This window comes from Synechococcus sp. BA-124 BA4, assembly GCF_034931165.1.
Genome location: NZ_JAYGIA010000024.1, coordinates 1 through 23,177, shown reverse-complemented (window position 1 = coordinate 23,177; position 23,177 = coordinate 1). Strand labels below are relative to the sequence as shown.

At 67.0% G+C, this 23,177-nt stretch carries 28 protein-coding genes and 1 other RNA gene; 16 read left to right on the top strand and 13 right to left on the bottom strand.

Annotation, left to right across the window (positions count from 1 at the left end):
- The coding region (locus VB734_RS03830; protein ID WP_323242952.1) for a polysaccharide pyruvyl transferase family protein at positions 1–393 on the bottom strand (393 nt) is incomplete at its 3' end.
- Between the two features lie 141 nt (positions 394–534).
- Here VB734_RS03830 and VB734_RS03825 point away from each other — a divergent pair.
- The 4 genes from VB734_RS03825 (at position 535) to psaK (ending at position 1,861) form a co-directional block, all read left to right on the top strand.
- Complete coding sequence (locus tag VB734_RS03825) at positions 535–678, top strand: chlorophyll a/b-binding protein (protein ID WP_006171518.1); 144 nt, start codon at positions 535–537, stop codon at positions 676–678.
- Between the two features lie 158 nt (positions 679–836).
- Positions 837–1,136 (top strand): DUF2499 domain-containing protein, encoded by a 300-nt coding sequence (locus VB734_RS03820; RefSeq protein ID WP_197163172.1) that lies wholly within the window; start codon positions 837–839, stop codon positions 1,134–1,136.
- Positions 1,133–1,534 carry a DUF3593 domain-containing protein gene (locus VB734_RS03815; protein ID WP_322781699.1) on the top strand — a complete coding sequence of 134 codons (402 nt, stop codon included), beginning with the start codon at positions 1,133–1,135 and terminating at the stop codon, positions 1,532–1,534. Before VB734_RS03820 ends, VB734_RS03815 begins: the two co-directional genes overlap by 4 nt.
- Positions 1,535–1,603: 69 nt before the next feature.
- Positions 1,604–1,861 carry a photosystem I reaction center subunit PsaK gene (psaK, locus tag VB734_RS03810; RefSeq protein ID WP_185464612.1) on the top strand — a complete coding sequence of 86 codons (258 nt, stop codon included), beginning with the start codon at positions 1,604–1,606 and terminating at the stop codon, positions 1,859–1,861.
- Between the two features lie 160 nt (positions 1,862–2,021).
- On the opposite strand, the gene dxs is transcribed toward psaK, so the two are convergent.
- Complete coding sequence (gene dxs, locus VB734_RS03805; RefSeq protein WP_197163170.1) at positions 2,022–3,935, bottom strand: 1-deoxy-D-xylulose-5-phosphate synthase; 1,914 nt, start codon at positions 3,933–3,935, stop codon at positions 2,022–2,024.
- Between the two features lie 106 nt (positions 3,936–4,041).
- Here dxs and ilvA point away from each other — a divergent pair, with 106 nt between their 5' ends.
- The 3 genes from ilvA to VB734_RS03790 are packed head-to-tail and all read left to right on the top strand — an operon-like array spanning position 4,042 to position 6,523.
- A complete protein-coding gene (gene ilvA, locus VB734_RS03800) occupies positions 4,042–5,604 on the top strand; it encodes a threonine ammonia-lyase, biosynthetic (protein WP_322781700.1) in 1,563 nt (520 codons plus the stop codon).
- A 54-nt stretch (positions 5,605–5,658) separates the two neighbouring features.
- Positions 5,659–6,201: an SMC-Scp complex subunit ScpB gene (gene scpB, locus VB734_RS03795; RefSeq protein ID WP_322781701.1), complete on the top strand. Its 543-nt coding sequence runs from the start codon at positions 5,659–5,661 to the stop codon at positions 6,199–6,201.
- A gap of 31 nt (positions 6,202–6,232) precedes the next feature.
- Positions 6,233–6,523: a YggT family protein gene (locus VB734_RS03790; RefSeq protein WP_322781702.1), complete on the top strand. Its 291-nt coding sequence runs from the start codon at positions 6,233–6,235 to the stop codon at positions 6,521–6,523.
- Between the two features lie 18 nt (positions 6,524–6,541).
- On the opposite strand, the gene VB734_RS03785 is transcribed toward VB734_RS03790, so the two are convergent.
- Positions 6,542–7,012: a hypothetical protein gene (locus VB734_RS03785; RefSeq protein ID WP_322782675.1), complete on the bottom strand. Its 471-nt coding sequence runs from the start codon at positions 7,010–7,012 to the stop codon at positions 6,542–6,544.
- 116 nt (positions 7,013–7,128) lie between these two features.
- Positions 7,129–7,458 carry a nucleoside triphosphate pyrophosphohydrolase family protein gene (locus VB734_RS03780; protein ID WP_259737543.1) on the bottom strand — a complete coding sequence of 110 codons (330 nt, stop codon included), beginning with the start codon at positions 7,456–7,458 and terminating at the stop codon, positions 7,129–7,131.
- Between the two features lie 73 nt (positions 7,459–7,531).
- Between VB734_RS03780 and pyk the strand changes: the two genes are divergently transcribed.
- The 5 genes from pyk to VB734_RS03755 all read left to right on the top strand — a co-directional run bounded on the left by pyk (position 7,532) and on the right by VB734_RS03755 (position 13,427).
- Positions 7,532–9,319: a pyruvate kinase gene (gene pyk, locus VB734_RS03775; RefSeq protein ID WP_322781703.1), complete on the top strand. Its 1,788-nt coding sequence runs from the start codon at positions 7,532–7,534 to the stop codon at positions 9,317–9,319.
- A 60-nt stretch (positions 9,320–9,379) separates the two neighbouring features.
- Entirely contained in the window at positions 9,380–10,609 is a 1,230-nt protein-coding gene (locus VB734_RS03770; protein ID WP_197163150.1) for an ABC transporter permease, read from the top strand.
- Positions 10,610–10,760: 151 nt separating this feature from the next.
- On the top strand, positions 10,761–11,030 hold the full coding sequence (locus VB734_RS03765) for a DUF1830 domain-containing protein (protein ID WP_322782676.1): 270 nt from the start codon (positions 10,761–10,763) through the stop codon (positions 11,028–11,030).
- 122 nt (positions 11,031–11,152) lie between these two features.
- The gene (ftsH, locus tag VB734_RS03760; RefSeq protein WP_322781704.1) at positions 11,153–13,078 is read left to right on the top strand and encodes an ATP-dependent zinc metalloprotease FtsH; all 1,926 of its coding nucleotides are present in this window, start codon (positions 11,153–11,155) and stop codon (positions 13,076–13,078) included.
- 112 nt (positions 13,079–13,190) lie between these two features.
- Positions 13,191–13,427, top strand: coding sequence for a hypothetical protein (locus VB734_RS03755; RefSeq protein WP_416223672.1), 237 nt, complete (start codon positions 13,191–13,193; stop codon positions 13,425–13,427).
- 106 nt (positions 13,428–13,533) lie between these two features.
- On the opposite strand, the gene clpP is transcribed toward VB734_RS03755, so the two are convergent.
- Positions 13,534–14,124 carry an ATP-dependent Clp endopeptidase proteolytic subunit ClpP gene (clpP, locus tag VB734_RS03750; RefSeq protein WP_197163137.1) on the bottom strand — a complete coding sequence of 197 codons (591 nt, stop codon included), beginning with the start codon at positions 14,122–14,124 and terminating at the stop codon, positions 13,534–13,536.
- 107 nt (positions 14,125–14,231) lie between these two features.
- On the opposite strand from clpP, the gene psb29 reads away from it, so the two are divergent.
- A complete protein-coding gene (gene psb29, locus VB734_RS03745; protein WP_322782678.1) occupies positions 14,232–14,987 on the top strand; it encodes a photosystem II biogenesis protein Psp29 in 756 nt (251 codons plus the stop codon).
- Between the two features lie 17 nt (positions 14,988–15,004).
- Here the strand turns inward: psb29 and VB734_RS03740 are convergent, their stop codons facing one another.
- The 4 genes from VB734_RS03740 to petN all read right to left on the bottom strand — a co-directional run bounded on the left by VB734_RS03740 (position 15,005) and on the right by petN (position 18,116).
- Entirely contained in the window at positions 15,005–16,462 is a 1,458-nt protein-coding gene (locus VB734_RS03740; RefSeq protein WP_197163133.1) for a hypothetical protein, read from the bottom strand.
- Positions 16,459–17,508, bottom strand: coding sequence for a CofH family radical SAM protein (locus tag VB734_RS03735; protein ID WP_322781705.1), 1,050 nt, complete (start codon positions 17,506–17,508; stop codon positions 16,459–16,461). The genes VB734_RS03740 and VB734_RS03735 overlap by 4 nt, the downstream gene beginning before the upstream one ends.
- Before the next feature lie 305 nt (positions 17,509–17,813).
- Positions 17,814–17,987, bottom strand: a complete 174-nt coding sequence (locus VB734_RS03730; RefSeq protein ID WP_197163129.1) for a hypothetical protein — start codon at positions 17,985–17,987, stop codon at positions 17,814–17,816.
- A gap of 27 nt (positions 17,988–18,014) precedes the next feature.
- Positions 18,015–18,116: a cytochrome b6-f complex subunit PetN gene (gene petN / locus VB734_RS03725; protein ID WP_197163127.1), complete on the bottom strand. Its 102-nt coding sequence runs from the start codon at positions 18,114–18,116 to the stop codon at positions 18,015–18,017.
- Positions 18,117–18,183: 67 nt separating this feature from the next.
- Here petN and clpS point away from each other — a divergent pair, with 67 nt between their 5' ends.
- The gene (gene clpS / locus VB734_RS03720; protein WP_197163125.1) at positions 18,184–18,474 is read left to right on the top strand and encodes an ATP-dependent Clp protease adapter ClpS; all 291 of its coding nucleotides are present in this window, start codon (positions 18,184–18,186) and stop codon (positions 18,472–18,474) included.
- Between the two features lie 46 nt (positions 18,475–18,520).
- Here the strand turns inward: clpS and VB734_RS03715 are convergent, their stop codons facing one another.
- Complete coding sequence (locus VB734_RS03715) at positions 18,521–18,751, bottom strand: hypothetical protein (protein WP_197163123.1); 231 nt, start codon at positions 18,749–18,751, stop codon at positions 18,521–18,523.
- A gap of 69 nt (positions 18,752–18,820) precedes the next feature.
- Between VB734_RS03715 and VB734_RS03710 the strand changes: the two genes are divergently transcribed.
- Positions 18,821–19,102, top strand: coding sequence for a DUF2103 domain-containing protein (locus tag VB734_RS03710; protein ID WP_197163122.1), 282 nt, complete (start codon positions 18,821–18,823; stop codon positions 19,100–19,102).
- A gap of 3 nt (positions 19,103–19,105) precedes the next feature.
- Here the strand turns inward: VB734_RS03710 and ssrS are convergent.
- The 3 genes from ssrS to VB734_RS03695 all read right to left on the bottom strand — a co-directional run bounded on the left by ssrS (position 19,106) and on the right by VB734_RS03695 (position 21,565).
- A non-coding RNA gene (gene ssrS / locus VB734_RS03705) (6S RNA) lies at positions 19,106–19,287 on the bottom strand.
- A gap of 6 nt (positions 19,288–19,293) precedes the next feature.
- The gene (locus VB734_RS03700; protein WP_197163120.1) at positions 19,294–20,544 is read right to left on the bottom strand and encodes a 5-(carboxyamino)imidazole ribonucleotide synthase; all 1,251 of its coding nucleotides are present in this window, start codon (positions 20,542–20,544) and stop codon (positions 19,294–19,296) included.
- Positions 20,545–20,641: 97 nt separating this feature from the next.
- Positions 20,642–21,565: a sugar ABC transporter permease gene (locus VB734_RS03695; RefSeq protein ID WP_322781706.1), complete on the bottom strand. Its 924-nt coding sequence runs from the start codon at positions 21,563–21,565 to the stop codon at positions 20,642–20,644.
- A gap of 21 nt (positions 21,566–21,586) precedes the next feature.
- Between VB734_RS03695 and recQ the strand changes: the two genes are divergently transcribed.
- A partial coding sequence (gene recQ / locus VB734_RS03690) for a DNA helicase RecQ (protein WP_323242951.1) occupies positions 21,587–23,177 on the top strand: 1,591 nt, incomplete at its 3' end.

The window sequence follows — 23,177 nt, the reverse complement described above, 5'->3', positions numbered from 1 at the left end:
CCGCACCAGCAGGCGGCTGCGGCGCCGGCGCAGGGGCCCCAGTCCCTGGCCCCAGAGCAGCACGGGCTTGCCCTGCAGCCGTGCCGAGATGATCAGCGCGGCGTAATAGAGGAGGCTGCGGAAGCTGGTGGAGTCCTGGAGCAGACTGCCGCCCCCGAGCACAAGCGCATCACAGCGATCGAGAGCCCGGCGAACCGCCGCGAAATCCCGCCGTGCACAGGTGCACACTCCCAGGCGTTGCTGCACCTCCCCCTGGTCGAAGGCGGTGACGAGGGGATCGCAGCCCTCGGGCAGCTGGGCCAGAAGGGCGGCGAGCAGGGCGTCGTCGCCAAGGTTGTGCTCGCCGTAGTAGCCGCAGAGCAGCGGTCGAACCCCCTTCCGCGCTGGCGCCACCGCACACCCGATTCGATCTGCACGGAGGCTACGGGAGCAGGGACGATGCACCAGGGGCCATGGGAACCCGGGACCGCCTCCAGGACCATGACAAGACGGGTTACCTCCTGTTACAATTCTCGCAACACTGCTTCACATGCAATGTCCAGCTCCGATTCCCGCTTCGGCTTCGTCTCCTTCGCTGAAACCTGGAATGGCCGTCTGGCCATGCTCGGCTTCGTGATCGGCCTGGCCACCGAACTGCTCACCGGCCAGGGCATCCTCGGCCAGATCGGCCTCGGCTGACCTGCGACGATCAGCATCCCCGCAACCCCGTCCGCCAGTCCGGACGGGGTTTTTTCATGGCTGACCAGGTCCAGCACCCCTGAGGAACAAGGCCTCTCCCACTCTCCACCTGAGCCCTGGGTTCCGTACATTGCTGGTTCACGTGGGTGCCGGGCGCCATGCATGCCCTTTCACTGCCCACCTGGTGGATCCATGTGGCCTCGGTCCTGGAGTGGATCCTGGCCATGGCAGCCGTGATCCACTGGGGTGAGCGCCGTGGCGAAACCGAATGGCGCTGGATCGCCCTGGCCATGCTTCCGGCCCTGGTCAGCGCCATGGCGGCCTGCACCTGGCACCTGTTCGACAATCCAGAGGAGCTTCAGGGTCTGGTGGTGTTCCAGGCCGGCACCACCCTGCTCGGAAATGTGGCCCTGGCGGCAGCCGCGTGGACGCTGCTGCCCGAAAGGAGCCGCTCGTGATTGCCCTCCTGGGGCCCATCGCCGCCGCCTCACCGTCCGGAGGCTGGCTGGCTTCCCTCGCGGCTGTTGATCCCGGACCCCTGTTCGTGCTCTCGCTGCTGCCCTATCTGGCCTTCCTGCGCTGGGCCTCGGCCAGCAGGCGTTTCCCGCCCCTGGCCCTGCGCGGCTTCCAGTTCACCCTGGTGTTCGTGGCGGTCACCATCGCCGCCTCAGTGGTGGCGGAGCAGCGTTATGGCCGGAAGCTGGCCGATGTGGACGCCCTGCATGGGGGGGCGGAGTCCTTCCTGACGCTGGCCAACCTGCTGGTGCTCTGGGGCTTCAGCCGTGGCGGCCGTGAGCCATCGGCTCCGGAGGCTGACAGCGATGCCATGACCCTGGACGACGGACCGGAGCAGTGAACAAGTCTTAAGCGCCGGCGAACAGCCCGCGGTTCCCCCGCAGGATGGGGCGTCAGTTTTTGATCCACCATGATCGCTCCTCTTCTCGCCATGGCGCCCGCCTCGCTGACCTGGTCGCCGAAGGTGGCGTTGGTGATGATCGTGTGCAACGTGATCGCCATTGGCATCGGCAAGGCCACCATCAAGTACCCCTCCGAAGGTGCCCAGCTTCCCAACGCCCAGTTCTTCGGTGGCCTCAGCCATGCCTCCCTGCTGGCCACCACCAGCCTGGGTCACATCTTCGGCATCGGCGCCATCCAGGGTCTGGCCTCCCGCGGCGTCCTCTGAATCCAGGGCCGAGGCTCGGGCCTGAACGTCAAAGGCCCGAGCCCACCAGCACCCGCGACCAGATCAACAACCATCAGACCAACGACAACAGGCGGGCCGCACACCCGCCTGTTGTGCTGAGCTTCCGATTCCGAGCCCCAGACTCGGACCTCTGCCAAGCTCAGACGGCCACCGGCTGCCGCTGGATTCCCAGCAGGGCAAAGCGCTGCAGGATGCGATCGGCCATCTGGGGTGGTGTCAGCCCGAGAGCCTTCTTGCTCTGCTCGGGGCTGGCGTGGTCCACCAGCTGATCGGGGATGCCGATACGGAACACGGGCACCATCACCTCGTGGTCGTTGAGGCTTTCCACCACGGCGGCCCCGAAGCCACCGGGCAGAGCGCCCTCCTCCATCGTCACCACGCGGCCGATGCGGCGGGCCAGGGGCAGGATCAGGCTTTCATCGAGGGGACGCAGGAAGCGGGCATTCACGACCGCCGCCCTGATGCCCTGCTCCTGAAGCAGGCCGGCCGTGGCCATGGCCGGCGCCACCATGGCGCCGTAAGCCACGATCAGCAGATCATCTCCATCGGCCAGCTGCTCGCCTTGGCCGATCTCCAGAGGCTCCCAGCCCTCCTCCATCAGGGGCACACCCTCGCCTTCGCCGCGGGGGAAACGGATGGCGCAGGGACCGTCGTGGCCGATCGAGGTGACCAGCATCCGCTGGAGCTCCGCCTCATCCTTGGGCGCCATCACCGTGAAATTCGGCACAGCGCGCAGGTAGCTGATGTCGTACTGGCCCTGGTGGGTGGGTCCATCGGCTCCCACGATCCCGGCCCTGTCGAGCACGAAGGTCACCGGCAGCTTCTGGATGCCCACGTCGTGAATGAGCTGGTCGAAGGCACGCTGCAGGAAGGTGCTGTAGATCGCCACCACCGGCTTGAGGCCCGCCGTGGCCATGCCCGCCGCCATCGTGACGGCATGCTGCTCGGCGATGCCCACATCGAAGTACTGGTTGGGCAGTGCCTTTTCCAGCAGATCGAGGCCGGTGCCGGTGGCCATGGCCGCCGTGATGCCCACCACGGTGGGGTCCTGCTCGCAGATGCGCACCAGGGTCTGTCCGAAGACCTTGCTGTAGCTGGGAGGCTTCGGTTTGCTGGAGGGAAAGGCCTTGCCGGTCTTGAGGTCGAAGGCCGACTGGGCGTGGTAGGCCACCTGATCGGCCTCGGCATAGGGGTAACCCTTGCCCTTGGTGGTGGCCACATGCACCAGCACGGGGCCCTCGCAGCGATGGGCGGCCGTGAACGTCCGCACCATCTCGGCGATGTCGTGGCCGTCGATGGGCCCCATGTAGGTGAAGCCCAGCTCTTCGAACACGGCGCCCACCTTGGGCACCGCCAGGCGGCGCATGCTCTCCTTGAGCCGCTCCAGCTCGGGCGGCAGTTCCCCGTGCATGAAGGGCAGATGCTTGAAGGCCTCCTCGGCGCTGCCGGAGAGGAACTGCAGCGGCGGACTCAGCCGCATGCGGTTGAGGTAGGTGGAGAGGGCTCCAACCGGCGGCGAGATCGACATGTCGTTGTCGTTCAGCACCACCAGCAGCGGGGTCTTGGGAAGGTGCCCGGCGTGGTTGATGGCTTCGAGCGCCATGCCTCCGGTGAGGGCGCCATCACCGATCACGGCCACGCACTTGTAGTCCTCGCCGCGGCGGTCGCGGGCCAGGGCCATGCCCAGGGCCGCCGAAATGCTGGTGGAGGCATGACCTGCGCCGAAGTGATCGAAGCGGCACTCACTCCTCTTGAGATATCCGGCCACCCCGCCCTGCTGGCGCAGGGTGTGGAACTGGTGGTAGCGGCCCGTGACCAGTTTGTGGGGATAGGCCTGGTGGCCCACGTCCCAGACCACCCGGTCCGTTTCCAGGTCGAGAGTCTGGTAGAGGGCCAGGGTGAGTTCAACCACGCCCAATCCAGGGCCGAGATGACCTCCGCTGGTGGACACCACCTCCAGATGCTTCTCACGGATCTGACGAGCTATGGCTTCAAGCTCGCCGATGCTGAGGCCATGCAACTGGTTGGGATGGCTCAGCTCGCTGAGATGCATACCCTGATCAGATCTGAGAATTCAATCTAGGACCTGCCTTCGGAGGAATGGGGGCAACGGTCACCTTTCGGAAGCCGCCCGCTCTCCTGCCCGGCACACTGGAGGCATGGACGACACACTGCAGCGCATCCTGCGCGCGCGGGTCTACGACGTGGCGATCGAGTCGCCACTGGATGAGGCTCCCAACCTGTCGCGGCGGCTCGGCAACACGGTGCTGCTCAAGCGCGAGGACCTCCAGCCCGTGTTTTCCTTCAAGCTGCGCGGGGCCTACAACCGCATGGCCCAGCTGACGCCGGCGGAACTGGAGCGTGGGGTGATCGCCGCCAGCGCCGGCAACCACGCCCAGGGCGTGGCCCTGGCGGCCGAGAGGCTGGGCTGCCACGCGGTGATCGTCATGCCGCTCACCACACCCGCGATGAAGGTGGGGGCCGTGGCCGCCCGCGGTGCCGAAGTGATCCTGCACGGTGACACCTACGACGAGGCATGCCAGCAGGCCAGGGTGCTGGAGGAGGAGCGGGGCCTCACCTTCATCCATCCCTTCGACGATCCGGAAGTGATCGCCGGCCAGGGGACCGTGGGCCTCGAAATCCTCCGCCAGTGCTCGGCTCCCCCCGATGCCATCTATGTGGCGGTGGGCGGCGGTGGGCTGATCGCCGGCATCGCCGCCTTCATCAAGAACGTCTGGCCCCAGGTGGAGGTGATCGGTGTCGAACCGGTGGATGCCGATGCCATGACACGCTCCCTGGCGGCGGGCCGGCGGGTGAGCCTCGAGCAGGTGGGTCTGTTCGCCGATGGGGTGGCCGTGCGCCAGGTGGGGGTGCACACCTTTGCCCTGGCCCAGCGCTATGTGGATGCCATGGTCACGGTGGACACCGATGAGATCTGCGCGGCGATCAAGGACGTCTTCGAGGACACCCGTTCGATCCTCGAGCCGGCCGGTGCTCTGGCGGTGGCCGGCATGAAGGCCGACGTGCAGCGACGAGGTCTGAAACAGCGAACCCTGGTGGCCGTGGCCTGCGGCGCCAACATGAATTTCGATCGCCTGCGCTTCGTGGCCGAGCGGGCCGAGCTGGGGGAGGAGCGTGAAGCGATGCTGGCGGTGGAGATCCCCGAACGTCCGGGCAGCCTGCGCCAGCTCTGCGAGCTGCTGGGCTCCCGCAGCCTGACCGAATTCAGCTACCGGATGGCGGATCACCGCCTGGCGCACATTTTCCTGGGAGTGCAGATCGACGGGCATCGCGACACGGAGGCCCTGATCAGCCAGCTGGGCGCCGGCGGCTTCCCGTGCCTCGACCTCAGCAGCAATGAACTGGCCAAGCTGCACCTGCGCCACATGGTGGGTGGGCGCCTGCCCGAAGCGGCCTGCCACGCCGGAGCCGAGCCGCCGCGGGAGCTGCTCTACCGCTTCGAGTTTCCCGAGCGGCCGGGCGCGCTGATGGCCTTTGTCAACGCCCTGCACCCCAACTGGTCGATCAGCATCTTCCACTACCGCAACCAGGGGGCCGACGTGGGTCGCATCGTGGTGGGGGTGCAGGTGGAGGAGCAGGATTCCGGCGCCTGGGAGCTCTTTCTCTCAGGCCTGGGTTACCGCCACTGGGACGAGACCCAGAACCCGGCGTACCGGCTGTTCCTCGGCCCCGCCAGCCAGCCGGTGCCTGAGCTGGCCTGAGCTTGCGCTGTTCAGCTGCGGTACGGTGCGACCAACGATGGGTCGGCTGGGACCATGTCCAGCACCTCCTTATCTCTGCCGGCACGGCTTGAGGCCATCCTTTACCTCAAGGGCCGCCCCCTCAGCCTGGGCGAACTGGCCGAAATCGCTTCAGCGGGCCTGATCGAGCCGATCGAGCGCGACGCCGTGGAGATGGCCCTGATCACCCTGATGGCCGACTACGCGCACCGGGACACAGCCCTGGAAATTCGCCAGGACGCCCAGCGCTTCAGCCTGCAGCTGCGTGACAGTCACGCCGATCTGGTGCAGACGCTGCTGCCGGTGGACCTCTCCACCGCCACCCTGCGCACCCTGGCGACGGTGGCCCTGAAGCGGCGCATCCTGCAGTCGGACCTGGTGGAGCTGCGCGGATCGGGCGCCTACGACCACATCAAGGAGTTGCTGGCCCAGGACTTCATCGAGCGACGGCGCCAGAGCGACGGCCGCTCCTTCTGGATCAGCCTCAGCGACAAGTTCCACCGCACCTTCGCCGTCACCCAGCTGGCGACGGTTGACCCCACCCCCGTGGTGAGGGCAAAGGGCAACCCAGCTGCATAGAGTCAGCATTGAGTTGCTGCAGGCCTTGCCCATGATCATCGTGAGTCAGATCCTGGCCGTGCTGGCCCAGACCCTGTGGATCTACCTCCTGGTGCTGCTGGTGAGGGTGCTGCTGAGCTGGTTCCCCAACCTCGACTGGAGCAATCCGGTGCTGAGCACGGTGAGCTCGATCACCGATCCCTACCTCAATGTCTTTCGCGGCCTGATCCCGCCCCTGGGTGGCCTTGACCTTTCGGCAATCCTCGCGTTCGTAAGCCTCCAACTTGCTCAGGGAGGACTGAATTTCCTCAGCGGATCGCTGATGGGCGGGATCGGCTACTGAAACGCCGGAGCCATGTCTTCAGGCGGGATCAAGCATGGCCTGCTCCAGCGGCAGCAGCTCGTCGTCGTCGCCTGCCCGCACCCGCACCGGTGCGTTGAATCCCCTGGCCTTGGCATGGCTGACCTGCAGCGGGCCAGGGGTACCGGCCGGCACCGCCAGGCGCAGACCAAAGCGTGACTCCCCGGGGGGGACATCACCGATGGAGCCCACCCGGGTGCGGTTCTGCAACACCGGTTCACCGCTGCGGTCGCTGATCACGGCGAACAGATCCGTGTCAATCACCGGCTGGGAGCGGGGATTGGTCACCGTGCCGCGCAGGGCATAGCAACTGGCCCCACTGGGGCGCTTCAACTGCGGCTGGGCTCCCGGGTCAGCCTCAAGGCAGGGCTCCAGGCTGATGTCCGTCACCGCCAGATCGAGGGCCCAGGCCGGGGCTGCGGGAGCCACCAGCAGCAACAAGGCCAGCAGCAGCGCCAGCGCTGTGGGCAGGTGCCGCTCACGGCAGGCGGACTGGGCTGAGGGGGGTCTGGGGCTCAAGGGGTCCTCCGGGTGGCTCGGGCTGGTCAGGGCTCGTGGTGGATGGCTCTGGCTGCTCCAGTCTGGTGCTAACGGTGGTCGCCGCTTCCCCCGAGGGTCTGGCGGCTGGCCCGTCCCGCCAGTTTCGCCAGATTGGCGCGGGCCACATCGTCGAGCGTCAACCCCAGTTCACTGGCCAGCTGGGAGACGTACCAGAGCACATCGCCCAGCTCGAGGGCCAGGTCCTCCACCAGCTCAGGCTCGAACACTCCGCCGCGATCGCGCAGCACCTTCTTGACCTTGTCGGCCACCTCACCGGCCTCGCCACAGAGTCCCAGGGTGGGATAGATGGGATTGGCCCCCACCTGGGGGTAGCGGGCAGTGGAACGAGCCTGGAGCTGGTAGTCGTTCAGATCCATCGGTTCAGCACCATCGGCGGCAGGAGAGGGGCGGGACCGGATGGTAGTTTCCGCCTGAACCTTCGGCTTCCCGATGGCCCAGCCCGATCTGTCGCGTCGCACCAAGATCGTGGCAACGATCGGTCCAGCCACGGAGTCCCCCCAGCGACTGCGGGACCTGATCCAGGCTGGGGCCACCACGTTCCGCCTCAACTTCTCCCACGGGGACCACTCCGAACATGCCGCCCGGATCGCCACGATCCGTCAGGTGGCCCACGAGCTGGGTATCCATGTGGGCATCCTCCAGGATCTCCAGGGTCCGAAGATCCGCCTGGGACGCTTCGAAGGCGGCCCGATCACCCTGGCCAACGGTGATCCCTTCGCCCTCACCTCCCGGCCGGTGAGCTGCAACCAGTCGATCGCCACGATCACCTACGACCGCCTGGCCGATGAGGTGACCGCCGGCAGCCGCATTCTCCTCGACGACGGCCGCGTCGAGATGGTGGTCAAATCGGTGGACATCCCCGAGCGGACTCTGCACTGCACCGTTGTGGTGGGTGGGGTGCTCTCCAACAACAAGGGGGTGAACTTCCCCGATGTGCAGCTGTCGATCCGTGCGCTCACCACCAAGGACAGGGAGGACCTCAGCTTCGGCCTCCAGCAGGAAGTCGACTGGGTGGCCCTGAGCTTCGTGCGCAACCCCTCCGACATGCAGGAGATCCGTGAGCTGATCAGCGCTCAGGGGTACAGCACCCCCGTGATTGCCAAGATCGAGAAGTTCGAGGCGATCGATCAGATCGACGCGATCCTGCCCCTCTGTGACGGGGTCATGGTGGCCAGGGGGGACCTGGGGGTGGAGATGCCGGCCGAAGAGGTGCCGCTGCTTCAGAAGGAACTGATCCGCAAGGCCAACACCCTGGGCATTCCGATCATCACGGCCACCCAGATGCTCGACAGCATGGCCAGCTGCCCGCGCCCCACCAGGGCCGAGGTCAGCGACGTGGCCAACGCCATTCTCGATGGCACCGACGCGGTGATGCTCTCCAACGAAACCGCCGTGGGCGATTACCCGGTGGAGGCGGTGGAAACGATGGCTCGCATCGCCCGCCGGATCGAGCGCGACTACCCCCGGCGGGTCGTGGACAGCCACATGGCCTCCACCATCCCCAACGCCATCAGCCAGGCGGTGAGCACCATCGCCCGGCAGCTTCAGGCTGCCGCCATCCTGCCGCTCACGAAGAGCGGGGCCACGGCACGCAACGTCAGCAAGTTCCGCCCCTCCACCACGATCCTGGCGATCACCAGCGAGGTGAGGGTGGCCCGCCAGTTGCAGCTGGTCTGGGGGGTGAACCCCCTGCTGATCGGCCATCAGGAGTCGACCACCAGCACCTTCACCCTGGCCATGGGTGTCGCCCAGGAACGGGGACTGCTCAAGGAGGGTGATCTGGTGGTCCAGACCGCCGGCACCCTCTCGGGAGTGAGCGGCTCCACCGATCTGGTCAAGGTGGGCATTGTCTCCGCCGTCCTGGGACGGGGCCTTGGCATCGGCAATGGTTCGGTCAGTGGACGGGTGCGCGTGGCCACCACCGCCGAGGAGGCGGCGCGGCTGGAGAGCGGCGAGATCCTGGTGGTGCGCGAAACCAGCGCCGCCTACCTCGATGCCATCCGCAAGGCCAAGGGCGTGATCGCCGAAGAGGCCGGCTGCGACAGCCATGCCGCTGTGATTGCCCAGCGGCTGGGGGTGCCGGTGATCGTGGGCGTGGCCAACGCCACCGCCGACCTGCGCCTGGGGGAATTCGTGACCCTGGAAGTGCGTGAGGGCGTGGTGCACCGCGGCGCCCGTAACCACACCCAGGCCGACCGCAGCGAAACCATCCTCTGAGGCCCGCGCCAGGGGCAGCCGCCGCTGGCCATGATGCGGCTCTGAACGCTGCAGGCGGCCATGGCCTCGAAACTGCCCCTGGCGGAAACCGTCGGGATGGCTCTCAACACCCTCAGGGCCAACCGGCTGCGCAGCCTGCTGACCATGCTGGGGATCGTGATCGGCAATGCCTCGGTGATCACCCTGGTGGGGGTGGGCAAAGGGGCCCAGAACCTGGCGGAGGGCCAGCTCAACACCCTCGGGGCCAATGTGCTCTTCGTCGTGCCGGGCAACAACGACACACGCCGCCAGGGCATCGAGAATCCGCGCACCCTGGTGCTGGAGGACGCCGAGGCGATCGCCGAACAGGTGCCGAGTGTGCGCCGGGTCGCTCCCCAGATCACGATCAACGCGGTGGTGCAGTCAGGCGGGAACAGCTCCAACGCCTCGGTGTCCGGCATCACGCCTGACTTCCTTCCGGTGCGGCGTTTCGAGATCGCCCAGGGGCGATTCTTCAGCGACGACGACATCAAAGGGGCCCGCAACGTGGCCGTGATCGGCCCGGATCTCAAGCAGAAGCTGCTCCCTGCGGGCTCCGCCATCGGCCAGACGCTGCGCATCCGCGATCAGACCTTCGAGGTGATCGGCGTGATGGCCGCCAAGGGCGCCGCCTTTGGCACCAATCAGGACGAAGCCGCCTACATCCCCCTTTCGACGATGGTCAGCAAGCTGAGCGGGCGTGACCCCACCTACGGGGTGGTGCTCACCTTCATCAGCGCTGAAGCCCGCGACGAGGCCAGCACCAGCGCCGCCAAATTTCAGATCACCAACCTGCTGCGCCAGCGCCACCGCATCCTCAGAGAGGATGATTTCGCCGTGCGCTCCCAGCAGGACGCGCTCTCGATCGTCGGCACGATCACGGGAGGTCTGACCTTGATGCTGGGTGCGATCGGCGGTGTCTCGCTGCTGGTGGGCGGCATCGGCATCATGAACATCATGCTGGTGTCGGTGAGCGAGCGCACCCAGGAGATCGGCCTGCGCAAGGCCGTGGGGGCCCGCAGCGGGGATGTGCTGCTGCAGTTCCTGGTGGAATCCCTGGTGCTTGCCAGCCTCGGCGGCCTGATCGGCAGCGCGGTGGGCCTGGGCACGGTGGCGGCGGTGAGCCGCTTCACCCCCTTGCCTGCCGCGATCGACAGCGGCAGTGTGCTCTTCACCGTGGCCCTGTCGGGATCGATCGGCCTGTTCTTCGGCGTGGTGCCGGCTCGCCGGGCCTCCCGGCTGGATCCGATCGTGGCCCTGCGCAGCCTCTGAGGCCAGGGGCCAGGCGTGCTGGGGCCGGCGGGCGGACGCCCTCCTCCATATCAAGAAAACCTTAAGAAAGCTGATTGGTGCTGACCGTGACCAAAGCCCAGGGTGGATGGTGGCTTGATGGTTGAATCCCGACGAGACTCCTCCCTTGGCCATGCTCTCCTGCGGCTATCGCAACTCCAGCGACCGTATGGTGATCATGCGCTCCTCCGGGCCCGGTGAGTTCTACCTGGAGCGGGTCATTTTCCCCTTCGAGCTCCTCAGTTTCCAGGCTCCCAAGGGTGCGGAACTGGAAATCTGGACCCATGGCCTGGGGGGACCGGAACTTCTCGAAACCCTGCCCAGTGCCGAGCTCCTGATCGAGCCTCCCGATCTCGACAGCGTCGAGGGCAGCGACGATCCGGCCTGGCTGACGATCCGCTGAAGCTCTGTCACCGGAGAGCACCACTCGGGGCAGCCATGACAAGCTGAAAACACTGGCGCTGTGGCCGGAAGCTCTCGGCCGCGGGTCACGCGCTTTACACTTGTTAAAAATTCCCCTCAGCCATGAATCAGCGCTGGCGTCTTTTCGCTCTCTGGCTGCTCCCGCTTGGAGTGGCCCTTTTCCTCGGCTGGCAGGTGCTGGGGAACGGAGGCGCCAGCCGTTTCACCCCTGAGGGACGCACCGACACGGTGGCCCCCCGCAATGCGGCGGTGGCGAGGATGAGCTACGGCCGTTTCCTCGACTACATCGACGCCGGGCGGGTCACGGCTGTGGACATCTTCGACGGGGGCCGCAGCGCGGTGATCGAAGCGGTGGATCCCGATCTGGACAACCGCGTGCAGCGCCTGCGGGTCGATCTGCCCGGCCTGGCGCCTGAGCTGATCAACAACCTGAAGTCTCAGGGCATCAGCTTCGACATCCACCCACCCCGCACCACACCACCTGCACTGGGCATTCTCGGCAACCTGCTGTTCCCCCTGCTGCTGATCGGCTCGCTGATCTTCCTGGCCCGCCGCTCCTCATCCATGCCCGGTGGCCCTGGCCAGGCGATGCAGTTCGGCAAGACCAAGGCCCGTTTCGCCATGGAGGCGGAAACCGGTGTCATGTTCGATGACGTGGCCGGCGTCGAGGAAGCCAAGGAAGACCTCGAGGAAGTGGTCACCTTCCTGAAGCAGCCGGAACGCTTCACCTCGGTGGGCGCCAAGATTCCCAAGGGTGTGCTGCTGGTGGGACCTCCCGGAACCGGCAAGACCCTGCTGGCCAAGGCCATCGCCGGCGAGGCCGGGGTGCCCTTCTTCTCCCTCTCCGGTTCGGAATTCGTGGAGATGTTCGTGGGCGTCGGAGCCAGCCGCGTGCGCGATCTGTTCAAGCGAGCCAAGGAGAACAGCCCCTGCCTGATCTTCATCGACGAGATCGATGCGGTCGGACGCCAGCGTGGAGCAGGCATCGGTGGCGGCAACGACGAGAGGGAGCAGACCCTCAACCAGTTGCTCACCGAGATGGACGGCTTCGAGGGCAACAGCGGCATCATCATCATCGCCGCCACCAATCGTCCCGATGTGCTCGATTCGGCCCTGATGAGGCCGGGCCGTTTCGATCGCCAGGTGAGCGTCGACGCTCCTGACATCAAGGGCCGGCTTTCGATCCTCAAGGTTCACTCCCGCAACAAGAAGCTTGCCGAGGACGTCTCCCTCGAGGCGGTTGCCCGCCGCACACCCGGGTTCACCGGAGCCGACCTGGCCAACCTGCTCAATGAGGCGGCCATCCTCACCGCCCGGCGCCGCAAGGAGGCCACAACGCTGGCCGAGATCGATGACGCCGTCGACCGGGTGATCGCCGGCATGGAGGGCAAGCCCCTGACCGATGGCCGCAGCAAGCGCCTGATCGCCTACCACGAAGTGGGCCATGCCCTGGTGGGTACCCTCGTGAAGGATCACGATCCTGTTCAGAAGGTCACCCTGGTCCCCCGCGGCCAGGCCCAGGGACTCACCTGGTTCGCACCGGATGAGGAGCAGATGCTCGTGAGCCGGGCCCAGCTCAAGGCTCGCATCATGGGAGCCCTGGGGGGACGCGTGGCGGAAGACGTGGTCTTTGGCCACGCCGAGGTCACCACCGGAGCCGGCGGTGATATTCAGCAGGTGGCGAGCATGGCCCGCCAGATGGTGACCCGCTTCGGAATGAGCGATCTTGGGCCGGTCTCGCTGGAGGCCGGTAATCAGGAGGTGTTTCTCGGGCGTGACCTGATGACCCGCAGTGATGTCTCCGATTCCATCTCCCGCCGTATCGACGAGCAGATCCGCAGCATCGTCGATCTCTGCTATCGCGACACTCAGGCTCTGGTGGCCAGCCACCGGGATTGCATGGACCGCCTGGTGGAGATGCTGATCGAGAAGGAAACCCTCGATGGAGATGAGTTCCGGGCCGTGGTGGCCGAGTTCACGACGATTCCTGAGAAGGACCGCTTCTCACCCCTTCTGCCGGCGGCCTGACCCTGAATTGGGTTCCCGTCGTAGGGTCTATGGGCGGGTGAGGGTCCTTAACCGAACCTTCTCCCGCCAGCCACGGTTGAGTGTTTAGCCTGCATCAAAATGCGTTCAGGTCTTGAGCAGCACCCGCTCTCCGATGGAGTCCTTCAGCGCCTACCACGGCGATGACTGGAGTCCACAGCGGCTGGCCTTTCATCAGAATCTCGAACGCTTCGCCGACCGCGTCGGCCTGATCGTCGGTCTTCAGAGCAACGGCAAGCTCAACCAGGATCAGGCGTACGACGAGATCCGCATGCTCTGGAAGGAACTCAAGGGCAGCAAGAATGGTCTGGAGATCACCGGCCAGGACTGAAGATCACCAGCCCTGACCATCAATCCCGGTCGATTCACTGTTCGGCCTGTTTTGCGAGCAGGTCCAGCCATGACGGCTGGGCCCTCCACCTCGCCCCTGAATTCAGCTAGACCGGCCGGACAGGACGCTTTTCGATCACTTTGTCGATCAGCCCGTAGCTCACCGCCTCGGCCGGTGACATGAAGAAGTCCCGGTCAGTGTCGAGCTGGATGCGATCGAGAGGTTGGCCGGTGCGATCGGAGAGCTCCCGGTTCAGTTTGTCCTTGAGGTAGAGAATTTCGTCCGCCTGAATGCGGATGTCGCTGGCTTGCCCGCGGGCCCCGCCCAGGGGCTGGTGAATCATGATGCGTGAGTGGTGGAGGCTGCTGCGCTTGCCCTTGGCTCCAGCCGTGAGCAGGAAGGCACCCATGCTCGCGGCCAGGCCCACACAGACCGTCTGGACGTCGGGCTTGATGTGCTGCATCGTGTCGAAGATGCCGAGTCCGTCGTAGACGGATCCGCCGGGGGAGTTGATGTAGAGAAAGATATCTTTCTCAGGATCTTCCGCCTCCAGAAACAGAAGCTGCGCCACCACCCGATTGGCGGATTCTGCCGTCACTGGCTCGCCCAGAAAGATGATCCTCTCGCGCAGGAGCCTGGAGTAGATATCAAAGGCGCGCTCACCCCGGCCCGAATCCTCAATCACGATCGGGATCATCGGCAACGGCAAAGCAACTCGGTCGATCCTACCGACGACAGTGAGCCCAGCGCCCGATCGCCACGGGGGGGTGCAGCGCTAAGGTCCAGGCATTCGAGCGGATGAGTGTGAGCGCCTGCCTCACCGTTGCTGACAGCAAGCGTGTCTTCCACGCAGCCTTTCCCTATGTGATCGGACCCCTGTACCGGCGCATGGTCGATGAACTGCTCGTCGAGTTGCATCTGCTCAGCCGGCAGAGCGGGTTCCGCAGCGACAGCCTGTTCGCGGTGGGCCTCACCCAGGTCTTTGACGGGTTTTCCAAGGGCTACCGGCCGCCGGAGCAGAGAGAACCCCTGTTCGCCGCCCTCTGCGCCTCCTCGGGCTTCGATGCCCAGGAGATTCGGGCGAAGCGCGACGCCGCCGTGCAGGCCGTCGGGGAGCACAGCCTGGAGGAGGTGAAGCAGTGGCTGGCCCAGCGGGGCAAGGGTGCGCCTGAGCCGATCGCCGGGGTGCTTGCCGGAATCGACAGGCCCGACTTTCACTACTCGCGCCTGTTCGCTGTTGGGCTGCTAAGCCTGCTGCAGCAGGCCCGCGGTGCCGATGCCGTGGATCCCCAGGCCCTCCGGGAAGCCGCCCATGAGATCAGCGAATCCATGGGTCTGCTGAAAGAGCGTGTCGACAAGGATCTGACCCTTTATGCCAGCACCCTCGAGAAGATGGCCCAGGCCGTCGAGCTGATGGAGGAGACCCTGGCCGCTGAACGTCGCCGGCGCGAACGTCAGACCCAGCAGACCAAGGTCTCCGCTGCCGCCAGCGACTCAGTCCAGACCGAACCCTCCGTGGTTCCCGAAGCCAACCCTCCGGCCGCCTCCCAGGGGGGCTGACCGGCTCAGGATCCAGCTCAGCGCCCGGCCCCAGCAGTTCTGCCGGATCCAGGCTCCTCAGTCTGGGGAGTCTTCAGCGTCAGTGAACCCCACAACCACGACAACCCCGCATCGCCTCCAGAGGTGGCCCGTGTCCTGGGGGTGGCCACAGGAACCGAGCGAAGTTCCAGCTGGGTGGAGCGCCGTGCCACGGCCGGCAGATCAGGAGGCAGAAGCCCAAGGGCCGCGAGAGCTTCCGGCCTGGCGCGCAGACTGAGTCCACCCCCCGCCGGGGGCCTGGCCGTCGGAAATCGTTCAGCGCTGGGCAGAGCGGCGCCGAGTACGAACAACAGCTCAGGGGCTCCACCGGCGGCCGGCACCACCCAGCGCCAGCCCCCCAGGGGGGTGCCGTCCTCGCGCAGCCAGAGGCTGCTGGGCAACCTGGCCTGCACGGCGTTGGCCGCCGCTGCCGGTCCGGGACTGGTGGGAGAGCGCTGGTCGCTCAGGCCCTGGCTCTCCAGGGCCTGGCTCAGGGCCGACAACCAGCGGGTCCAGCCGGAGCGGTCCTGACCCACCGCGAGCTGCAACTCCAGCGACGCCAGGAATGGACCCTTGGGCTGGGGTCTGAGGCGCAGCAGGAACGGAGTCCCCTGCAGACGCTCCAGGGCGGCCTGATCGAGGCCATAGCGGTCCATCAGCGGCTGACGGATGACAGCATTGCTGAGCAGGGCGTCGAGGAGCTGATCCAGACGGGCCCCGGCCACCTCCAGGAGCAGATCAGCGGGAAGGGGATCCCGGCTGGGGGCCGGCTGCGGCGGCAGAGGCTGGGCTGGAGCCGCTGGATCGGGCTTGGCGCTGGCCTCCCCCTGCCAGCTGAGACCGTCCGCCTCGGCGTTCACCGTGAGGCAGCCCTGCTGGAAGCGCTGCAGCAACGGAGCGAGATCACCGGAGATCTGCGCCAGAGCGAGCTTGGTCCAGACCACCGCCTGGCGGCTGCGCAACAGGTTGACGCAGCGTTGCTCCAGCCCCCGGGGCGGCCGGGTGGTGCGACGCAGTTGCTGCTGGAGTGTCTGCTGAGAGAGGGGATCGGGAGCGATCACCACCAGGTCGTCCACCCGCACGGCCCGGCCGGGCAGGACGGCACCGGCCTGGGGGCCGAACAATCTGGCCGGCACCACCAGGTGCGCCGACCCTTCCCGACCCCAGAACTGCCACCAGCTGCCGCGCTGACGGGCCCAGAGCCGGGCAGCCGGCTCGGCGCCCAGACGCTCCTGCCAGAGCAGCGGCACCGGCCGGGCCTCATCCGACTGGAAGCTCTGGACCAGGGTGGCCACGCCCACCACCCGCTCCAGCCCTTCGGCGTTGGAGCGGGGAAAGCGGCGGAGCTGGCTGGCGGGAGCCAGCACGAGCAGGGCGATCAGCGCTGTCGTGATCGGCAGGGGCCCCAGACGGGGTGCAGGCGGCAGACCCTTCCAGTGCGGCAGGGAGAGGGTCATGGTGGGGGGCAGGTCATGGCGTACAGCGTGGTGCGTCGCCGCACCGGGCGGTCCAGGCAGCGGGCGGCAGCCTCCAGTCGTTCCGGCGACTGGGCCGTGCCTCCGCGGGCTCCGGCCATGCTGGTGATGTGCTCTTCCATGAGCGTGCCACCCAGGTCGTTGCATCCCCAGCGCAGAGCTTCACTGGCGCCATCCAGGCCCAGTTTCACCCAGCTGGGCTGGTGGTTCCTGAACCAGGAGCCCAGCAACAGCCTGGACTGAGCGGTGAGCACCAGCATCTCGGTGCGATCGGGCTGGTCGCGTCCAACCCGATGGCGCAGGGGGGCCGGAGCCGCCTCACCGACGTAGGGCAGGAGCACGAATTCGCTGAACCCGGGCTGGTGCCGATCCCAGGCCCGTCGCTGCAGCTCCACCAGGGTGAGCAGATGGGCGACCCGATCGGCGCTGGTCTCGAGATGACCGGCCATCAGGGTGGCGGTGGTGGCCAGCCCGCGGCGATGGGCCTGGAGCACAACGGCGCACCAGGCCCGGGCGGAGAGCTTCTCGGGGCACAGCTGCCGGCGCACCGTCTCACTCAGCACCTCGGCGGCGGTGCCGGGAATCGAACCCAGTCCGGCGGCCTCCAGCTCCTCCAGCACGGTGTCCAGCGGCAGCTGGTCCTGCTCGGCGATGAACAGCAGCTCCTGGGGTGAGAAGGCATGCAGGTGAAGTCCCGGGGCGGCCTGCCCGAGGGCCTCCAGCAGCCTGGTGTGATAGCGCAGGGAGCTCCCCTCAAGCCGGGCCTCCGGATTGAGCCCGCCCTGCAGGCAGAGTTCACTGGCCCCCAGTGCCTGGGCCTCTGCCGCCCGCTCCTGCAGGGTGTCGAGATCGAGCCAGTACGCCCCTGCGCTGCCGGCGTCGCGGCGAAAGGCACAGAAGCCGCAGTGCTTGACGCAGTGGTTGCTGACATTGAGATTGCGGTTGACCACGTAGGTGACCGTGTCGCCGGCCAGCTGCCGGCGCCTCTCGTCAGCGGCCAGGCGCAACGGCTCGAGGGAGGCGGCCATGGCGTCCTCCGCCCAGGGCTCTGGTCTGGGACCGGGTGATGCTGGGGCGTGTGCTGGGGCTGGATCTCCGGTCGGATCCGTGGCCAGACAGAACGCCAGGGCCAGACCCGGCTCCAGGCGACCATCGGCTGAAGAAAAACACCCCGAACAAGCTGCCGGCGGGCTGGAGGATGCCAACGCCTGCAGCAGATCTGCGAGTGAGGTCTCTCGCCAAGGTTGGTGAGCAGCCACGTCCGGTGGAGGGATCAGGACGTCGGCAGACTCGCTCCAGGACCACGGGGCCAGGGGTTCTGGCCGTACTGAAGTCACCGTCGCCCGGAAGACAGACGACCCGAAGGCGAGCGGGCAGGTCTCCTGGCCCGGCGACGGTCACGCCACTCGACCGCAGAGAGGTAGATCACCCCTCCCGTGACGAAGACCAGCAACACCGAGGCGGTCAGTGCCAGGGCATTGGTGCTGGAGAGGGGAAAGTCAGGCATCCGGGTGTGGAGTGGGCCCTGGGGCGATCAGAAATTGATCGTGCCGTCGCCGTTGCGGCCCCAGACCACCATGGCGATCGAAAAGCTGAACAACGCAGCCAGGGAAGCCCAGCCAAGGGTGATGAGCATGGGATCGCCCAAGCAACAGTGATTCAGACTTTACCTAGGATGGGGCTGTCCCAGACGCAGTCCAACGATGGCAGCACCGGGAGTTCAGACGATCCCGGCGGGGATCCGGCAACGCCAGCACTATCCCCATCTCCGGGTCGTCGTGCTCGACGATGATGTCAACACCTTCCAGCACGTGGTGAACTGCCTGGTGCGTTACCTGCCGGGCATGGGACCCGACCGGGCCTGGGAGCTGGCCCATCAGATCGACTCCGAGGGTTCCGCCGTGGTCTGGAGCGGGCCCCAGGAGCAGGCTGAGCTGTACCACCAGCAACTCAGCCAGGAAGGGCTGACGATGGCACCTCTCGAGCGGGAGTGATCCCCGCAGGGGCGGCCGGGACACCGACGCGGATCGACTCCGGGACTCAGGCCAGTCCCATCAGGGCATCGTCCTGAGGGCAGACGCTGAACACAAGCAGGTTGCGCACCTGCAGCGTGAGGGCGCCCCGGTCGAGCACGTAGCTGAACACCCGTCCGGAGCAGACCTCCAGGCCGCGCACCTGGCGCCGCAAGGGCTCAACCAGGGTGAGCACTTCAACGGCTTCGCCGAGGTGGCGGCTGAGCTCGAGACTGAGCGACGCGCGTGTCAAAACCACCGCGGATCGGCGAAGGGCTTCATCGTCCTAGCGGTCCTGCCTAGGTTTGGTCACCTGAGAGAAATACCCATGGGCCGGGTGGTGATCACCCACAGCACCTACGTGGAAGGTCTGATTCCCGTGCTCAAAGCCCTGGCCCGGGACGAAGGCATCGAGACGATCACCCCGGCCGTGATCAGCCGTGTCAAGGGACACAGCCCACGCCTGCGTCTGCGGGTGTCGGTTCCGATCAACGGGGGATACAAGCTGCTGGCCCGGCGGGGCAGCACGGCCCAGGAGGTGTTCGTGCTGACCACCTGGCCCCGGGAGCAGCTCCAGAAACGCCTGGAGCTGCTCTGTCTCAAGGATTGAAAAGGGTGAACCGCCGTGCCGTCTTGCCCCAGTGTTCGACCTGGTAGTACCAGAGGAGCGGTCAAAGTGGGGCTCGGTTTCCGGCAACGAGGCCGGTGTACGTCACCGTCACGACAGACCACCCACGTCGAAGAGGGAGTCAGATCAGAAACTGTGAAAGGCAGTCACCAACACAGCAGTCCGCAGAAACTCTAAGGGGTACGAGCGGGTGGCAGCGGCCAGATCGCCCGGACTTCAGCCAGACGCAGGGCTGCCTCCCTGGCCCGCTCGGCCGCAGCTGAGGCCTTGAGCTCCAGGGTGATGTGACCCAGCTTGCGTCCGGGCAGGGCCAGACGTTTGCCGTACCAGTGCAGGTGAGCGCCGGCCAGGGACTCCAGGGCCTGGCGCTGCCTGGCGTAGGCCGCCGTGGAGGTCTCGAAACCCAGCAGGTTCACCATCAACGCGCCGCTGAGCTGCATGGAGGTGTCTCCGAGGGGCTCTCCGGCGACGATGCGCACCTGCTGGGCGAACTGGCTGGTGCGACACGCTTCGATCGTGTAATGGCCGGAGTTGTGAGTGCGCGGGGCGAGCTCATTGACCAGGAGGCCCGAGCGTCCGTAGAAGAATTCAATCGAGAGCACGCCCACGTAATCCAGCGCAGCCAGCAGCGAAGCCGCCACGTTGCGGGCGCGGGCCTCCACCGCCTGGCTGGCGGCAGCGGGCGCGAGCACCCACTCGCAGACCTGATCATGCTGGTGCGTCTCCACCAGGGGGTAGCACTGAACCGCCCCGAGGTGATCGCGACAGGCCACCAGCGCCAGCTCCTGCTCGAAGGCCACGAACTCCTCCAGCAGCCACAGGCCTGGATCCTCAGTCTCGATCAGGGCCTCCAGTTCCGCCTGGCTGCGGATCACCCGGGTGCCGCGTCCGTCGTAGCCCCCCCGCACAGCCTTGGCCATCAACGGAAAGTCGAACCCCGGCGGGAGCTGGGGTGGCTGAGGCGTCTCTGGCTCAGCCGCTTCAGCGGCGCGGTCCTCGGCTCCGTCCACCGGCGGATCCTCCGGCTCAAGCACAGGCGGGGGAGTCAGCAGTTGCTCCAGCGGGAACCAGCGCGGCGAGGGCAGGTGCAACCGCTCCAGCAACTGGCGCTGTCGGCGCTTGCAGACCAGATCCGCCAGGGACTGCAGCCGGGGAATGAAGACCACCCCCTCCTGCTCCAGCGGGGCGAGGGCCTCAAGGTCGAGCCATTCGTTCTCGAAACTGATCGCCGAAGCCCTCTCGGCCAGACGGCGGGAGGCCGCCAGATCGCCCAGCGGCGCCCGCACCACGCTGGTGGCCAGCCGTGCGGCGGGATCGGTGAGCTCCGGGGTCTGCACGTGCAGTTCAATGCCCTGCTCCCGGGCCGCCGCCGCCAGCATCCAGGCCAGTTGGCCGCCCCCCACCACGCCGATGCTGCTGCCCATCCCTGACCTCACGGACCACGCGACACCAGGGCGCGCGCCAATTCAGAAGCTTGCCATTCCCTTGACCATCAGGCTGGCCTCCTCAGCCTGGGCTCCCTCAGCTGAAGCCCTTCTCTCCCACCGCCAGGAAACGCAGCAGGCTGAAGATCAGCACGATCAGGAAGAGGGCCAGACCCACCGTGCAGGCGTAGCTGATGTCCAGCTCGGAGAACGCCTGGTCGTAGACGTAATAGACGAGGGTGCGGGTGGAATCGGCCGGTCCCCCCTGGGTCATCAGATACACCTCCTCGAACACCTTGGTGGCGGCGATCGCGGAGATCACCCCCACCAGGGTGATGTAGGGACGAAGCAACGGCAGGGTGATGTCGAGATGGCGCCGCCAGCCCTCGCTGCCATCGAGGGCGGCGGCTTCGTAGAGCTCCGGCGAGATGCCCTGGAGACCCGAGAGAAAGATGACCATGTAGTAGCCCAGGCCCTTCCAGAGGGTCACGAGCATCACGGCCGGCAGCGCCAGCCAGGGGGTGGTGAGAAAGCCGATCGGCGTGAACGCCTCCCCCAGCCAGGCGGTCAGCCAACCGTTGATCAGACCGTTTTCGGCATACAGCCAACGGAAGGCGATGGCCGCCACCACGATCGAGACCAGCACCGGGGTGTAGAAGGCGGCACGGAAGAGGTGAATGCCGGGCAGCTGGCGGTTCACCAGGACGGCCAGGGTGAGGGATCCCAGGACGATCGGCGGCACCACTCCGATCAGATAGAGGAAGGTGGTGCCCAGCACCTGCAGGAACACCGGATCGGCCAGGAGCCGCCGGATGTTGGCCAGGCCGACAAAGCGCAAGGGTTCGCTCACGTCGAGCCCGGTGGCGGTGAAGCTGATCACCAGGGCCATCGCGGCCGGGATCAGCACCGAAACACTCAACAGCAGCAGCGCCGGAGCCAGAAAGCCCCAGGCCGTGGCGCTGCGGCCCACCCTGGCGCCACGGCGGGAGGACGACGGCGAGGCAGCGGGGGAACCATCCATGGGGCCATTGTGGGACGCACCATGACGAAGTCCACGGTCATGCCGAGCCGCTTCGAGGGCAGCGATCCGCTGCTGGTGCTGCGGGAGGTGTTCGGCTACGACGACTTCCGTGGTCCGCAGGAGGCGATCGTGCGGCATGTGATCGCCGGCGGCTCCGGTCTGGTGCTGATGCCCACCGGTGGCGGCAAATCGCTCTGCTATCAGGTGCCCGCTCTCTGCCGTGAGGGCCTGACGGTGGTGGTCTCGCCCCTGATCGCTCTGATGGACGATCAGGTGCTGGCCCTGCTCCAGGCCGGGGTGAGGGCGGCGGCGCTGCACTCGGGTCTCACGAGCGAAGCCACCGGCACCCTCTGGCGCACCCTCCAGAGGGGTGAACTGGATCTGCTCTACGTCTCACCGGAGCGGCTGCTGGGCGGAGATCTGCTCGAGCGACTGCAGGACAGACCCCTGGCCCTGTTCGCCATTGATGAAGCCCACTGCGTCTCCCAGTGGGGCCACGACTTCCGCCCCGAATACCTGCAGCTGGAGGTCCTCGCCCAGCGCGTCCCGCAGGTGCCAAGGCTGGCCCTCACGGCCACAGCCGATCCACGCACCCGTGGCGAGATCATCGAGCGCCTGGCCCTCGAGCAGGGGCGGGTGTTCCTGGCCAGCTTCGATCGTCCCAACATCCGCTACCTGCTGCGGCCCAAGCAGGAGGCCAGGGAGCAGCTGCTGGCCTTCCTGGAGGGGTTCCGGGGTGAAGCCGGCATCGTCTACGCCCGCTCACGCAGCCGCGTGGACAGCTTCACCGCCCTGCTGCAGTCCGCCGGCCACGAGGCTGTGGGCTATCACGCCGGGATGGACGCCGGAGAGCGCTCCCGTGCCCTCAGTCGCTTCCGCAACGACGCCGGCGTGGTGGTGGTGGCCACGATCGCCTTCGGAATGGGCATCGACAAACCGGATGTGCGCTTCGTCGCCCATCTGGATCTGCCCAAGAGCCTGGAGGCCTACTACCAGGAAACCGGCCGAGCGGGACGCGACGGACTTCCGGCCACCGCCTGGATGGTGCATGGGCCGGGGGATGTGCCCCAGCTGCGACGCTTCATCGAGGACTCCGAGGCCGAGGCCGCCCAGAAGCGGATCGAGCACGGCAAGCTCGACGCGCTGGTGGGCTTCACCGAGGCACCGGGCTGCCGTCGCCAGGTGCTGCTGGCCCATCTGGGCGAAACATTGGCTGAGCCTTGCGGGAACTGCGACCGCTGTCTCGAGCCCCAGGTCCTGGAAGACCGGACCGTGGCGGCCCAGAAGGCCCTCTCGGCCGTGTTCCGCACGGGCCAGCGCTTCGGGGCTGCCCACCTCACCGACGTGCTGCTGGGTGCCGACACAGCCCGGGTGCGGTCCCTGGGCCACCAGAACCTGAGTGTCTACGGCATCGGCAAGGAGCTGGACCGCGACCAGTGGCGGACCCTGCTGCGGCAGCTCACCGGCCAGGGATGGCTGGAGCCGGTGCCCGATGGCCGCGGCGGTCTGCGCTGGGGGCAGGAGGCCCGGGTCCGGGCCCTGCTGCGGGGGGAGATGACCCTGGAGCTGCCCGCCACCCCGACACGCCAGGACCGCAGGCGGGCCGCGGAAC